Raw genomic sequence first — 14522 nt, 5'->3', positions numbered from 1 at the left:
TTTTATGAATTAATTTTGCAAAGATAAATCAAAGTTATGAAAGATATAATTAAGGAGAGTTTAAGCAAAAGCCTAACTTATTTGGAATATAGAAAAGTAGTTTCAGAATTGCTTTTGGAAGGAAAATCAACGGGTGATGTTCAGTCGGAAGAGTTATTGCATTACAGCAATTTGAATGAGACCAGAATGAATCGTCTGGAGAAAACCATAGCAATTACTCCAGAAAACGTCGAAAGATTAAAACTTTTGAAGAAAAAATACCTGTGGATTTTTATTTCAGAAGGTTGGTGTGGCGACGCAGCGCAATTGCTTCCGATTATGCACAAAATGGAAGTTCTGTCTGACAATATCGATTTTAAAATCGTGCTTCGTGATGATAATGAAGATTTGATGAACGAGTTTTTGACCAATGGCGGAAAGTCAATTCCGAAACTGCTAATTTTGGATTCGGAAACGTTGGAAGTTTTAGGAGATTGGGGTCCGCGACCGCAAGAAGCTTTTGATTTGGTTAAAAACTATAAAGAAAAACACGGCGTTATTGACGAAACGATCAAAACCGATCTTCAAATGTGGTATTTGCATGACAAAGGGCTGAGCACGCAAAAAGAACTTTTAGAAATGATGCGGTTGATTGAAATTCAGGAATAGCTATTTGAAAAACTTCGAAATTAAGTTTCATTACGCTTCTCAACAGTTGCTGAATTTTTCTTAATTCCAGAAGGTTTCAAGGATTTTATTTCAAAGTTCCCAAGATATAAATCTTACGAGAAGTTGACATGCCACCCGGATTACAGCCTGGTTTTCCTTCTGGAATTTCGCTTCCGATTGTTTTGTAATATTCGATCCAAGCCGGGAAAAACGCGTTCGTTCCCGGTTCTTTATAGGTCATCGGGAATAATTGAAAAAAAGGCTTTTCCTTATTTGCTTTTTTGAAAGCATCATAAATCAATTCTGAACAATAATATTTTCCGTTGTCATATACGTAATCATCATCATAACGAACGCCAATCTGTTCCAAAGAAAAAGAAATCGCTTCCGGAATTAATTTTTCATACTTCTTTTTGACTCTTCCAATGTACATTGGTTTTTTGGTGTTCTTTGAAAATTTCTCCAAAGAATTTAATCGAACAGCAGTGCCGGCGGCTTCAATAATAAAGATGCTGTCGTTTTTTTTGTACACCAATCCCATGTGGCTGAAATCATTTCCTTTATAGCCATCAGTCACCGCTTCAATGGCATCGCATAACGGACCGCAATCCATATCTTGAAAAATAAGATCGCCTGTTTTTAAATCAGAAGGATTGATTTGGGAATACGAAATAAAAGAGAATAGGAGGAAAATTAAAAAGGCTATTTTTTTCATAATTTACGCTTTATCTTCTGAAAAGTAATCTACAAAAGCTTCTAAATCATAGCCGTCTTCTACTTTGTAATCGCCAATTTTTGTTCTTCGTAGCGCCGAAAGATGTGCTCCAGAATGCAGTTCTTTTCCAAAATCAAAAGCTAGGGAGCGGATGTAAGTTCCTTTGCTGCAAACGACTCTAAAATCAATTTCAGGCAAAGCGATTCTTGTAATTTCAAATTCGTGAATAACCGTTTTTCTCGTAGGAATTTCGACTTCTTCACCTGCCCGCGCATGTTCATACAAACGAATTCCGTCTTTTTTCAACGCAGAAAATATAGGCGGTCTTTGGTCAATTTCGCCTAAAAACTGCTTTACGGTTTCGTGAATTAATTCGTTGCTAATATGTTCAATCGGGAAAGTTTCGTTGATCTCCGTTTCTAAATCATACGAGGGCGTCGTCCCTCCAACAGTGATGGTTCCGGTATATTCTTTGGCTTGGCCTTGCAATTCAGAAATTCTTTTGGTGAATTTTCCAGTGCAAACCAAAAGCAATCCTGATGCCAAAGGATCTAAAGTTCCGGCATGGCCGATCTTGAATTTTTTAGGCAATCCAACCTTATTGATTAAAGTGTATTTTAATTTATTAACCGCTTGAAACGACGTCCAATTTAAAGGTTTGTCGATCAATAAAACCTGACCTTCTTGGAAATCTTCTATTGTTAATTTCATTATTTAAAGTAAGTAAAATAAATTAATAAGCCGATTCCAATTATGATTCGGTACCAACCCCAAAACTTAAATCCGTATTTTGTCAAAAGGTTGATAAAGGTTTTGACAGCAATCAAAGCCACAATAAAAGCGACGATGTTCCCGACAATAAATAAGTTAATATGGGTTTGGTCTTGAAGAATCATCTCATAGCCTTTCATTTCGGTAGGCGTTCCTTTTCCCCAAGTTTTTACAAAAATAGAATAAACGGTAACAGCCAACATGGTGGGAACGGCCAAGAAAAATGAAAACTCGGCAGCAGCTTTTCTACTTAAGCCTTGAGTCATTCCTCCAATAATTGATGCGGCAGAACGGCTAGTTCCGGGCATCATTGCCAAACATTGCCAAAAACCGATGATCACCGCTTTTTTTACAGTAATTTCTTTTTCATCACTAACAGTTGGGTTTTTAAACCAATTGTCTACAAATAACAATACGATGCCGCCTAAAACCAAAACAGAAGAAATGGCGATTTGATTTCCTAAAACAGCTTCAATTTTATCATCAAAAAGATACCCTAAAACCAGGGCAGGAAGTACGGCAAAAATTAATTTTAGATAGAAACTTAAATTGGTGAAGTCAAAGAATTTCTTCCAATACAGCACTACGATTGATAATATCGCGCCAAACTGAATCGAAACCTGAAACATTTTTAAGAACTCACTTTCTTCCATATTTAAAAGTGAGGCAGCGAATCCCATGTGGGCTGTAGAAGAAACGGGCAAATATTCAGTTAAACCTTCAACAATGGCAATTATAATAGCTTGAATTAAATCCATATTTTTATTTTGACAGTTCGATTAATCGATATTTCGAAAAATCTAAGAATTGAACATTCGAATTTCTAGTTTTTCTTCGGTTTTTTTAAAATGGCAAAAATCGTAATTCCAAATCCAATCAAAACCGTTGTAGGAGCTAATCTAATTCTTCTGAAATCAAAAATTTTATCGCTGAAAACAGCAGGATCGTCCGATCCACCGCCCGACATCAAGATGAATCCCAAGGCGATAACCGCAATCCCGATTAATAAAAATTTATAATTGGCTCTTTCAAAAAGAAACTCGTTTTTTGAAGTATGTGATTCTTTATTGCTCATAATTTTAAGTCTTAAAGTTTAAAAGTCTAAAGTGTGAAAGTCTCAATTCTAGTATAAATCGTCCGTTCTTAAGTTCAAGAAACGTTGTGTTGCGAAGAAAGTGCTGAACCAAGTAATCAAGATTCCCACTAATAAAACACCAACCAAAACGGCGCCGATCATCAGCTGGTCTTCCAAAATATTCAGGTTAGGGAAATTCGTATCCACATAATATAAAACGCCCATCAAGGCAATAATTGCCAAAACAGAACCAATTACGCCTAATTTGATGCTTCTCCAGATAAAAGGTTTTCTGATAAAAGACTTTGTCGCGCCCACCATCTGCATCGTTTTGATGATAAAACGGTTCGAATAAATGGACAAACGCATTGAGCTGTTGATCAATAAAACCGCTACCAAAGCCAAAAATCCGCTGGCGATTAAAATCCAAAAAGTAATTTTCTGAATGTTGTCATTTACCAAATTTACCAAAACTTTGTCATACACAATATCAGAAACCATCGGGTTTTCCAAGATTTTTGTTTCAAACTGCTTGATGCTGTCCGTCACGATATAATCGGCTTTCAAGTGAATGTCAAACGAATTCTCTAACGGATTTTCGCCTAAAAATGCCATAAAATCCTCACCAATAATATCTGTATGTTGCTTCGCTGCCTGATCTTTCGTTACGTAGTCATAGGATTTTACAAACTTTGAAGTCTTTAATTCCGTGTCAAAAGCGTTGATAATGCTATCGTTCGCTTCGTTTTTGAAATACACTGACATCGCGATTTCTTCCTTAAAATCATCAGACAATTTCTTAGAATTGATTACAAATAACCCCAAAATTCCCAATAAAAAAAGTACCAAGAAAACACTCAATACCACAGAGAAATAAGAAGAAATAAGTCGTCGCTTTTGAAATTTTTCGAAAGAAGATGCCATAGAATTTAATTTGATGCCGTAAAAATAATAAAGAATTTCTTTAAACACAGTTTATAACGCTCAAAGTTTTGACTTTCGTACAATAAACGTAAATTTGCCACTTCGAATTGATTTTTTTTGTATAGAAATTATTTAGAAGCGAAAAAACAGTGTATTGCAGGAATTGCATTTCCCGCTGAACGCCACTCGCTGTTCTTCTGCAAAAAAGGCAGAAGAACGAGCTTAAACAAAGGCGTCATCGGGGCTATTTGAGAAACCATCTGCATTTTTTTAAACGCCGGTTTCCAAAATTGCGCCCAACATAAATTGAACAAAAAACACAACGAAATAAATGTTCAGCCCTAAAATCCTGAACTAAAAAAGAAATGACTTGAGCTTGCGAAAGCATGACTCCTTAAAAAAAATAAAAAGCAGAATGAAATACAACCCTAACGAAGTAGAGGCCAAATGGCAACAATACTGGGCAGAAAACCAAACTTTTCAAGCACAAAACAATTCAGACAAACCAAAATATTATGTTTTGGATATGTTTCCTTATCCATCAGGAGCGGGATTGCACGTTGGGCATCCGCTGGGTTACATCGCTTCGGATATTTACGCAAGATTCAAGCGCCATCAAGGTTTCAACGTTTTGCACCCTCAAGGTTATGACAGTTTCGGACTTCCGGCTGAGCAATATGCCATCCAAACGGGGCAACATCCTGATAAAACAACCAAGGAAAACATCGCACGTTACAGAGAACAACTAGACAAAATCGGTTTTTCATTCGATTGGAGCCGGGAAGTACGTACCTCAAACGCCGATTATTACAAATGGACACAGTGGATTTTTATCCAATTGTTCAATTCTTGGTACGATAAAGATGCCAATGAAGCAAGAGATATCAAGACATTGGTAATGAATTTCGAAGAAAACGGTAACGTAAAAGTAAACGCCGTTTCCGACGATAATATTCCTGCTTTCTCTGCCGAGGAGTGGAAATCTTATTCAAAAGAAGAACAAGAACGCCTTTTATTAAAATACAGATTAACGTTCCTAGCCGAAACTGAGGTAAACTGGTGTTCCGCTTTAGGAACCGTTTTGGCAAACGACGAAATCATCAACGGGGTTTCAGAACGTGGAGGCCACCCGGTTGTCCGTAAAAAGATGACCCAATGGAGTATGCGAATTTCTGCTTATGCTGAAAGATTGTTGCAAGGTCTAAACGACATCGATTGGACGGAATCATTAAAGGAAAGCCAAAGAAACTGGATCGGAAAATCGGTTGGAGCCTTAGTAACTTTTAAAGTGAAAGATTCTGAATTCGAAAGAAATGCAGTGGATTATGTATTGTCTGGCGATGAAACCAACGAACATAGAATTGAAGTTTTCACAACCCGTCCCGATACGATCTTTGGAGTAACGTTTATGACGTTGGCACCCGAGCACGAATTGGTTTCGAAAATTACCACACCCGAACAAAAACAAGCAGTTGAAGCTTATGTAGAAGCGACTTCTAAACGTTCAGAAAGAGAACGAATGGCCGATGTAAAAACCATTTCAGGTGTTTTCACCGGCGCGTATGCTGAACATCCTTTCACAAAAGAAGCCATTCCGGTTTGGATTGGCGATTACGTTTTGGCTGGTTATGGAACTGGTGCGGTAATGGCGGTTCCGTGTGGCGACGAACGTGATTATGCGTTTGCAAAACATTTCAATATAGAAATTAAAAATATTTTTGAAAACGTAGACATTTCAAAAGAAGCCTACGGTTCAAAAGACAATGTGGTTATTGATAATTCTGATTTCCTAAACGGATTGAATTACAAAGAAGCGACTCAAAAAGCCATCGAAGCGTTGGAAGAATTAGGCCAAGGAAAAGGAAAAACCAACTACCGTTTGCGCGATGCTGTTTTCTCCCGCCAAAGATATTGGGGCGAGCCTTTCCCGGTGTATTATGTAAACGGATTGCCACAGATGATCGCCACGCAACATTTGCCAATTCGCCTTCCAGAAGTAGAAAAATATTTGCCAACCGAAGACGGACAGCCACCTTTAGGAAACGCACCAGAATGGGCTTGGGACAGTATTGCAAATAAAGTAGTGAGTAGTCAGTTGATTGACCATAAAACTATTTTTCCTTTAGAATTAAACACCATGCCAGGTTGGGCAGGAAGTTCGTGGTATTGGTTGCGTTATATGGACGCGCACAACAACGACGAATTTGTTTCAGACGAAGCACAAAACTATTGGCAAAACGTCGATTTATATATAGGAGGAAGCGAACACGCAACCGGACATTTATTGTATTCCCGTTTCTGGAACAAGTTTTTGAAAGACAGAGGTTTTGTCAATCAAGAAGAGCCGTTCAAAAAATTGATTAATCAAGGAATGATTTTAGGAATGAGCGCTTATGCATATAGAATGAATCTTGAATTTTCGAAATCAGTAGATGATGAAAAATCTGAGATAGAAGGTGATACAATTATAAAGGATATAATTAAAAAACTTTCTAATAAATCATTTTTGTCATTTGATTTGATTCCAGAGTTCTATAAAAAAGATATCAGTATTTTAGGATCTGAAATCAAATTGTCTGAAATTCCTCAGATGGAAAACTTAATAAAAGAACAAGGGTTAAAAGATGATTTAGTTAGCCAATTTACAGTTAGGTTAACTCCAATTCATATTGGTGTACACCTTGTGGATTCAGGTAATAATTTAAATTTGGAAGACTTTAAATTAGATAATACTTACAGAGAATATTCAGATTCTGTTTTTGTAACTTCTAACGGCAAATATATAGTAGGTCGCGAAGTCGAAAAAATGTCTAAATCAAAATACAATGTAGTAACACCAGACGACATCTGCGAAGAATACGGAGCCGATACCTTGCGTTTATACGAAATGTTCCTTGGGCCATTAGAGCAAGCAAAACCTTGGAATACCGCCGGAATCACAGGGGTTTTCGGATTCTTAAAGAAACTTTGGAAATTGTATTTTGATGAAAATGGGTTGGTTGTAAATTCAAATCCGGCCACGCCAGAAGCTTTGAAATCATTACATAAAACCACCAAAAAAGTAACTGAAGATATCGAAGGATTCTCTTTCAATACTTCTGTAAGTCAGTTTATGATTGCCGTAAACGAATTGACCGCACAAAATTGCCACGAACGTTCAGTTTTAGAACCTTTGGCTGTTTTGATTTCTCCGTATGCGCCTCACATTGCCGAGGAATTGTGGGAGAAATTAGGACACACCGAAAGTATTTCAACGGTTCCTTTCCCAAAATTCAATCCAGAATATTTGGTAGAAAGTAACAAAGAATACCCGGTTTCGTTCAACGGAAAAATGCGTTTCACGATGAATCTTCCGCTAAACTTGACAGTTGCTGAAATTCAAGAAATCGTGATGGCTGACGAAAGAACCATCAAACAATTAGACGGAAAAATACCGAATAAAGTGATTATCGTTCCAGGAAAAATCATCAACTTGGTGGGGTAATTTAACTAAAAGATTTAAAAAGGACGAACGGCAACAGTTTTAGAAGCCGTTGCAACTTTAAAGGTCGGAAAAAAATCGAGGTTCTATTTTAAGAAAAATTTAGCACTGACAAACTTTCATAATTCAAAGAACCTCGCTATTTTGGCGAGGTTCTTGCTTTCTAGTAGGCATCAATCAAACTTAAAAAAAACAAAAAGAAATGATAGGATATTATATTTTATTAGGAGTCATCGCTTTGGCGAGCTGGGCGGTAAGTTCAAAACTAAAAAGCAAGTTTGAATTTTATTCAAAAGTGCATCTTAGAAATGGAATGAGCGGTGCCGAAATTGCTGAAAAAATGCTTGCCGACCACGGAATTTCGGGTGTTCAGGTAATCTCAACTCCGGGTCGTTTGACAGACCATTACAATCCGTCTGACAAAACCGTGAACTTGAGCGAAGCCGTTTACAACCAACGAAATGCTGCCGCAGCGGCCGTTGCCGCGCACGAAGTGGGTCACGCCGTGCAACATGCGCAAGCCTACCAATGGTTGACCATGCGTTCCAAAATGGTTCCGATGGTGAATGTTGCCGCGCCAATTTCGCAGTGGCTGATTATCGGCGGGCTGATTTTAGGCGCTGCCGCAGGTGTTGGAGCCGGTTTTTATGTGGCGGTTGCAGGGCTGGCCTTGATGACAATCGCCACGATTTTCACGTTAGTCACTCTTCCGGTCGAATATGACGCAAGCAACAGGGCTTTGGCTTGGCTGAAAAATAAAAACATGTTGAGCCAGCAAGAATATGCCGGAGCCGAAGATTCATTAAAATGGGCGGCACGAACCTATCTGGTTGCCGCACTTGGTGCCGTAGCGTCTTTGCTTTACTGGGCCATGCAGGTTTTTGGCGGAAGAAGAGATTAAAACGATAAAAATATTTAAAAAAGCCACGTCAACTGATGTGGCTTTTTTTTTGAAGCGAATCAACAGTGAATTGTCGGTAAAGGCAATTCCCGCTTTCTGCAGTAGTTTTTCTCCGAAAACGGAAGAAAAAGCTACTGTCGCCAATCAGGGCTATGGGAGATAGTTTTTCGCTTTTTTGAAAACTTGGGAGACAATCGCTGTCGATAAGCGTTATCATTGTTTGGAACGGCTTCCAACAGAGAATCAATTCCACAATCTTTATAAAGACTACTAATGCGAGAGCTTCATTCCTTGCAATGACAAATGGAGCGTTCCTAAAAAAAAACGTAATTTTGCCCTTTTCCAAAATAAAAGAGATGATTTTTACCGATACACATTCCCATATTTACAGCGAAGAATTTGCCCAAGACAGAACCGAAATGATGCAACGCGCTTTTGAAGCTGGCGTACAGCGCATTTTCGTTCCTTCGATTGATTCCACTTACACCGAAAAAATGTATGAAATCGAAAAGCAGTATCCTGAAAATGTTTTTTTGATGATGGGCTTGCATCCCACTTATGTCAAAGAAAATTATGAAGAAGAATTGGCTTTCGTAGAAACCGAATTGGAAAAAAGAAAATTCTATGCCATTGGCGAAATCGGAATTGATTTATTTTGGGATAAAACATTTTTAGAACAGCAAAAGATTGCTTTCAAAAGACAGATTCAATTAGCCAAAAAACACAAATTACCAATAAACATTCATTGTCGCGATGCGTTCGACGAAGTTTTTGAAGTTTTAGAAACTGAAAAAGCAGAGAACCTATTCGGAATTTTTCATTGCTTCACCGGAACTCACGAGCAAGCGCTTCAAGCTATTTCTTATAATTTAAAATTAGGTATCGGTGGTGTTGCCACTTTCAAAAACGGTAAAATCGATCAGTTTCTACATGAAATTGACATCAAACATATCGTTTTGGAAACCGATTCGCCTTACCTCGCTCCCGTGCCCTATCGCGGAAAAAGAAACGAAAGCAGTTATACAAAATTGGTTGCGGAAAAAATATCACAAATTTATAATTTGCCTTTGGAAGAAATTGCCAAAATAACAACTGAAAACTCAAAAGCTATTTTTGGGATTTAACAAAGAAATCATCCAAAATTCATAAAATTTTTGTTCATTTGTGAATTGTTAAAAAAATACAGTAAATGTCCAAATTTGATAATATCCGACCGTTTTACGACGTGGAAGTAAACGAAGCTTTATGCAAAGTTGCAGAACATCCGATGATGAAAGCCATGATGAGTTTTTCTTTCCCTGAATTAGACGAAAAAGTCTGGGTTGAACAATTGAAAAGAACACACTCTATCAGAGATTTTCAATGTAATTTCATATATCATGCATTGATGAAAGTGCTTGAAAATAGTTCTGACGGCTTGACAACTTCAGGTTTTGAGAAATTAGACAAGCATACTCCTTATTTATATATTTCAAACCATCGAGACATCATTTTAGATACGTCTTTGTTGAACGCCTGCTTATTTGACAACGGTTTGGTAATGACGGCTTCAGCTATTGGGGATAATTTAATTAAAAAGAGTTTTCTTAATATATTAGCGAAATTAAACCGCAATTTTTTAGTTCAAAGAGGTCTGTCTCCAAGAGAATTATTACAAAGTTCAAAATTAATGTCAGAATATATCGGACAATTGATTTTAAGAGAAAATCGATCTGTTTGGATTGCACAGCGTGAAGGAAGAACCAAAGATGGTAATGACTCGACGCATCCAGGAGTTTTAAAAATGCTTTCAATGGCTTCTGAAGAAAAAGTTTTAATGGACCATTTTAAGAAATTAAAAATTGTTCCCGTATCGATTTCTTATGAATATGACCCGACTGATGCTTTAAAAATGCCACAATTGGTAGCAAAAGCTAATGATGAAATATATGTAAAAGATGAAAATGAAGATTTCATGACACTATTAAAAGGTATAATGGGTCAGAAAAAACGAATTCATATTCACGTTGGTGATGTTTTAGACAAAGAATTAGACGAAATTAAGATTGAATTTGACAATTCTAACAAGCAAATTCAAGCTTTGGCACAAGCTATTGATGATTCCATCTTGAATTCTTATAAGTTGTGGCCAACAAATTATATAGCTTACGATATTTTAAATAACACTACAAAATATTCCCATTTATATACCGAGAAGGAGAAGTCGCTTTTTGAAAGACGTCTTGAAATTCGAATTGATGAAAATAATCCGGTAGAAATGCAAGGGTTTTTAGCGATGTATGCGAATCCGGTCGTGAATAAATCAAAATACGAAAATGCAATCTAGACCAAAGATACTTCTGATTTACACCGGTGGAACCATCGGAATGATGAAGGATTTTGAAACCGGAGCTTTAAAAGCGTTCAACTTTAGTAAATTGCTACAGCGAATTCCGGAGTTAAAACAATTGGACTGCGAAATTGAAACACACTCTTTCGAAACTCCGATTGATTCTTCGAATATGAACCCTGAAAAGTGGATTCAAATTGCAACTATCATTGAAGAAAATTACACTTCTTTTGACGGATTTGTAGTGCTCCACGGCTCAGACACGATGTCATACTCGGCTTCGGCACTAAGTTTTATGTTAGAAAATTTGGCAAAACCTGTGGTTTTTACGGGTTCCCAATTGCCGATCGGGGATTTGAGAACGGATGCCAAGGAAAATTTGATTACGGCAATTCAAATCGCTTCTTTGCAACACAAAAACAAACCTGTGATTAACGAAGTCTGTCTTTATTTCGAGTACAAACTATATCGTGGCAATCGAACTACCAAAATTAATGCCGAACATTTTAACGCTTTTGTTTCTTCAAATTATTCGCCATTGGCTGAATCTGGAGTACATTTAAAAGTCAATAACGAATTGCTTTTACCAAAATCGGGCGCTAAAAAATTCAAAGTCCACAAAAAAATTGATGATAATGTTGCGGTAATAAAAATGTTTCCTGGAATTAGCGAAAACGTACTTTCGGCCATCATTAATATTCCAAATTTAAAGGGAATTGTGTTGGAAACGTATGGTGCCGGAAATGCTCCAACCGACGATTGGTTTATTTCTCTAATCAAAAAATCTATCAAAAACGGACTGATAATCATCAATGTAACACAATGTGCTGCCGGAAGCGTGGACATGGGCAAATATGAAACGAGTTCGGCGATGAAAAAAATTGGCGTGATTTCTGGAAAAGATATTACAACGGAATCTGCCATTACAAAGCTGATGTATCTTTTGGGCCAAAAAGTTTCGCCTAATGTTTTCAAAACTATTTTTGAAACTTCTTTGCGAGGAGAGCTTTCTTAATTTTATAGTTTAAAATTTCTTATACTCACAAATTTTGCAGTTCTTTGCAACCGCAATAAAATAGAAAGGTGGCCGAGTGGCTGAAGGCGCACGCTTGGAAAGCGTGTATATGGCAACATATCGTGGGTTCGAATCCCATCCTTTCTGCAATAACCCAAGAAATAAAACCCTCAAAATCAACTGATTATTGAGGGTTTTCTATTAATGGATGTTCATCAAAATTTAACGTAAACTTCGCAATCTTTTTTAATAAATTGCGTTAATTCTTACAATCAACAAACAAAAAAGCAAATGCATCCATTTAAGTTTATTTTGTTCTTTATTTTTCTTTGCACTTATTCTAGTTTTTCACAAGAAAAATTCACCGTCAGCGGAACGATTTCTGACGAAAACAGCAACGAAACTTTAATTGGCGTAACCATTTACATTCCGTCGTTACGAATGGGAACCACTACAAATGAGTATGGATTTTACTCCATTACGGTTCCAAAAGGCGAGCACAGTATTGAAGTGAGCTATGTGGGTTTTGAATCAAAGACAGAAACTATTTCGGTAACCCAGAATCTTAAAAAATCTTTTTCGCTGGGAATCTCCAATCGAAATCTGGAAGAAGTTGTCATTACTGAAACCTCACGTTCCAACATCAGAAAAGCGGAAATGAGTGTCAATAAATTGTCTATTGAAACAATCAAAAAAATGCCTGTCGTTTTAGGCGAAGTAGATGTTTTAAAATCAATTTTACTGCTTCCGGGAGTAACAAATGCTGGAGAAGGCGCTTCGGGATTTAACGTTCGCGGCGGTGGAGCAGATCAAAACTTAATCCTTTTAGACGAAGCTACAATTTATAATTCTTCGCACGTTTTTGGCTTTTTCTCAGTATTTAATCCGGATGCAATTAAAGATTTAAAACTTTACAAAGGAGGCATTCCTTCGCGATATGGCGGAAGATCTTCGTCTGTTTTAGACATTTACCAGAAAGACGGGAATTCAAAAGAATATCACGCAAACGGAGGAATCGGTTTGATTTCGAGCCGTCTTTTAGTCGAAGGCCCGATTGTAAAAGACAAAGGTTCATTTTTAGTTGGAGGTCGCGGATCCTATGCGCATTTGTTTTTAAAACTTACCGACAATGACAATTCTGCCTATTTTTATGATTTAAATGCCAAATTAAATTACAAATTAAACGACAACAATAGTTTGTATTTGTCTGGATATTTTGGTCGTGACGTTTTTAACTTGGCCGATAGTTTCAAAAATATTTATGGAAATTCTACTTTAAATCTTCGTTGGAACCATCTGTTTTCTGACAAATTATTCTCAAACCTTTCCTTGATTTATAGCGACTATTATTATGGTTTAAATCTTGGATTTGTTGGGTTTGATTACGAATCAGGCATTAAAAATTATAATTTAAAGTATGATTTCAAAAATTATATTTCTGATAAATTCAAATTAAATTATGGCGTAAATGCGATTTATTACGACTTTAACCCAGGCGTGATTAGCCCATCTGAAGAATCCTCTGCCATAAATTATCGAAAATTTGACAGCAAAAAGGCTTTTGAACCAGCCGCTTATCTGGAGGCAGAACATAAAATCACCGATAAAATTGCCTTGATGTATGGCCTGAGATACAGCCTTTTTTATCGTTTGGGCGAATCCAATATTAATATTTATGAAAACAACGAAGCCGTTGTTTTCAACGAAGCTTTTCAGGTTTATGAAAAAGGCACACCCATCGGAACGCGCCACTATGGTAAAAATGAAACCATTGCTTCTTTCAATAATTTAGAACCCAGGGCTGCGATTTCCTACACTATAGACAACGACCAATCGATCAAAGCGAGCTACAACCGAATGACGCAATATTTGCAGCTGATTTCTAATACTTCGTCACCAACGCCTTTAGATGTGTGGTCGCCGAGCGATAATTTCATAAAACCACAAATTGCAGACCAAGTGGCACTGGGTTATTTCAGAAACTTACTGAATGATCAATATTCCCTTGAAGTGGAAACGTATTACAAAATGATCCAAAACAGAATTGATTATATTGACGGGGCTGATTTGATTGGAAATGAATTTATGGAGCAGATTGTCTTGAACGGAAAATTAAGATCGTATGGTTTAGAACTTCTATTTAAAAAAAATAAAGGCAATTTGACGGGATGGATTTCTTACACATTATCGCGTTCTGAACAGCAAACTCCGGGACGTAATGCAACAGAAACGGGGATCAATAATGGCGAATGGTACCGTTCAGCGTATGACAAAGCCCACAATTTAGCTGTAACTTCGGCTTATGAGTTCAATAAAAAATGGACCTTCGGAGCTAATTTTGCTTTGCAATCGGGTCAGCCGGTAACCTATCCTGACGGGCAATACCAATACCAAGGCATCACCGTTCCAAACTATGGAAAGAGAAATGGAGACCGTCTGCCAGCCTACCATCATTTAGACATTTCGGCCACTTACACTCCAAAACCAGAAAAGAAACAAGGCTGGCAGAGCGAATGGGTTTTCAGTATTTACAATTTATATGGAAGATCTAACGCTGCATCAATTAGTTTCAGACAAGATGAATTGAGCGGTAGAAATGAAGCCGTTCGTTTGTCCATTTTTGGGATCGTTCCGGGTGTCAGTTATAATTTTAAGTTTTAATT

General features: G+C 37.2%; 12 protein-coding genes and 1 tRNA gene. 8 read left to right on the top strand and 5 right to left on the bottom strand.

From position 1 onward, the window contains the following. Nucleotides 1-36: 36 nt before the first annotated feature. Nucleotides 37-648 carry a thioredoxin family protein gene (locus EG849_RS03230; protein WP_125011641.1) on the top strand — a complete coding sequence of 204 codons (612 nt, stop codon included), beginning with the start codon at nucleotides 37-39 and terminating at the stop codon, nucleotides 646-648. An 85-nt stretch (nucleotides 649-733) separates the two neighbouring features. Here the strand turns inward: EG849_RS03230 and EG849_RS03225 are convergent, their stop codons facing one another. From EG849_RS03225 to EG849_RS03205, 5 genes are all read right to left on the bottom strand, one after another. After that, nucleotides 734-1363: a YiiX/YebB-like N1pC/P60 family cysteine hydrolase gene (locus tag EG849_RS03225; RefSeq protein WP_125011640.1), complete on the bottom strand. Its 630-nt coding sequence runs from the start codon at nucleotides 1361-1363 to the stop codon at nucleotides 734-736. A 3-nt stretch (nucleotides 1364-1366) separates the two neighbouring features. After that, complete coding sequence (gene truB, locus EG849_RS03220) at nucleotides 1367-2074, bottom strand: tRNA pseudouridine(55) synthase TruB (RefSeq protein WP_125011639.1); 708 nt, start codon at nucleotides 2072-2074, stop codon at nucleotides 1367-1369. Beyond that, nucleotides 2074-2892, bottom strand: a complete 819-nt coding sequence (locus tag EG849_RS03215; protein ID WP_125011638.1) for an undecaprenyl-diphosphate phosphatase — start codon at nucleotides 2890-2892, stop codon at nucleotides 2074-2076. Before EG849_RS03215 ends, truB begins: the two co-directional genes overlap by 1 nt. 65 nt (nucleotides 2893-2957) lie before the next feature. Then, nucleotides 2958-3209 (bottom strand): DUF3098 domain-containing protein, encoded by a 252-nt coding sequence (locus EG849_RS03210; protein ID WP_125011637.1) that lies wholly within the window; start codon nucleotides 3207-3209, stop codon nucleotides 2958-2960. Nucleotides 3210-3257: 48 nt separating this feature from the next. Further along, the gene (locus tag EG849_RS03205) at nucleotides 3258-4133 is read right to left on the bottom strand and encodes a cell division protein FtsX (protein WP_125011636.1); all 876 of its coding nucleotides are present in this window, start codon (nucleotides 4131-4133) and stop codon (nucleotides 3258-3260) included. A 415-nt stretch (nucleotides 4134-4548) separates the two neighbouring features. On the opposite strand from EG849_RS03205, the gene EG849_RS03200 reads away from it, so the two are divergent. From EG849_RS03200 to EG849_RS03170, 7 genes are all read left to right on the top strand, one after another. Next, entirely contained in the window at nucleotides 4549-7617 is a 3069-nt protein-coding gene (locus EG849_RS03200) for a leucine--tRNA ligase (RefSeq protein WP_125011635.1), read from the top strand. 199 nt (nucleotides 7618-7816) lie between these two features. Continuing rightward, on the top strand, nucleotides 7817-8515 hold the full coding sequence (locus tag EG849_RS03195; protein WP_125011634.1) for a zinc metallopeptidase: 699 nt from the start codon (nucleotides 7817-7819) through the stop codon (nucleotides 8513-8515). 356 nt (nucleotides 8516-8871) lie between these two features. After that, nucleotides 8872-9639, top strand: coding sequence for a TatD family hydrolase (locus EG849_RS03190; protein WP_125011633.1), 768 nt, complete (start codon nucleotides 8872-8874; stop codon nucleotides 9637-9639). Between the two features lie 65 nt (nucleotides 9640-9704). Beyond that, on the top strand, nucleotides 9705-10841 hold the full coding sequence (locus tag EG849_RS03185; protein WP_125011632.1) for a 1-acyl-sn-glycerol-3-phosphate acyltransferase: 1137 nt from the start codon (nucleotides 9705-9707) through the stop codon (nucleotides 10839-10841). Further along, complete coding sequence (locus EG849_RS03180; protein WP_125011631.1) at nucleotides 10831-11859, top strand: asparaginase; 1029 nt, start codon at nucleotides 10831-10833, stop codon at nucleotides 11857-11859. The genes EG849_RS03185 and EG849_RS03180 overlap by 11 nt, the downstream gene beginning before the upstream one ends. Before the next feature lie 62 nt (nucleotides 11860-11921). Next, a tRNA-Ser gene (locus EG849_RS03175) sits at nucleotides 11922-12006 on the top strand. A gap of 144 nt (nucleotides 12007-12150) precedes the next feature. Further along, nucleotides 12151-14520, top strand: a complete 2370-nt coding sequence (locus EG849_RS03170) for a TonB-dependent receptor (protein ID WP_125011630.1) — start codon at nucleotides 12151-12153, stop codon at nucleotides 14518-14520. Nucleotides 14521-14522: the final 2 nt, after the last annotated feature.

It is taken from the genome of Flavobacterium macacae (genome assembly GCF_003865365.1).
Lineage (GTDB): Bacteria > Bacteroidota > Bacteroidia > Flavobacteriales > Flavobacteriaceae > Flavobacterium > Flavobacterium macacae.
Note: the sequence above shows the minus strand (reverse complement) of the source record. Positions and strands in the feature narration are given on the sequence as shown.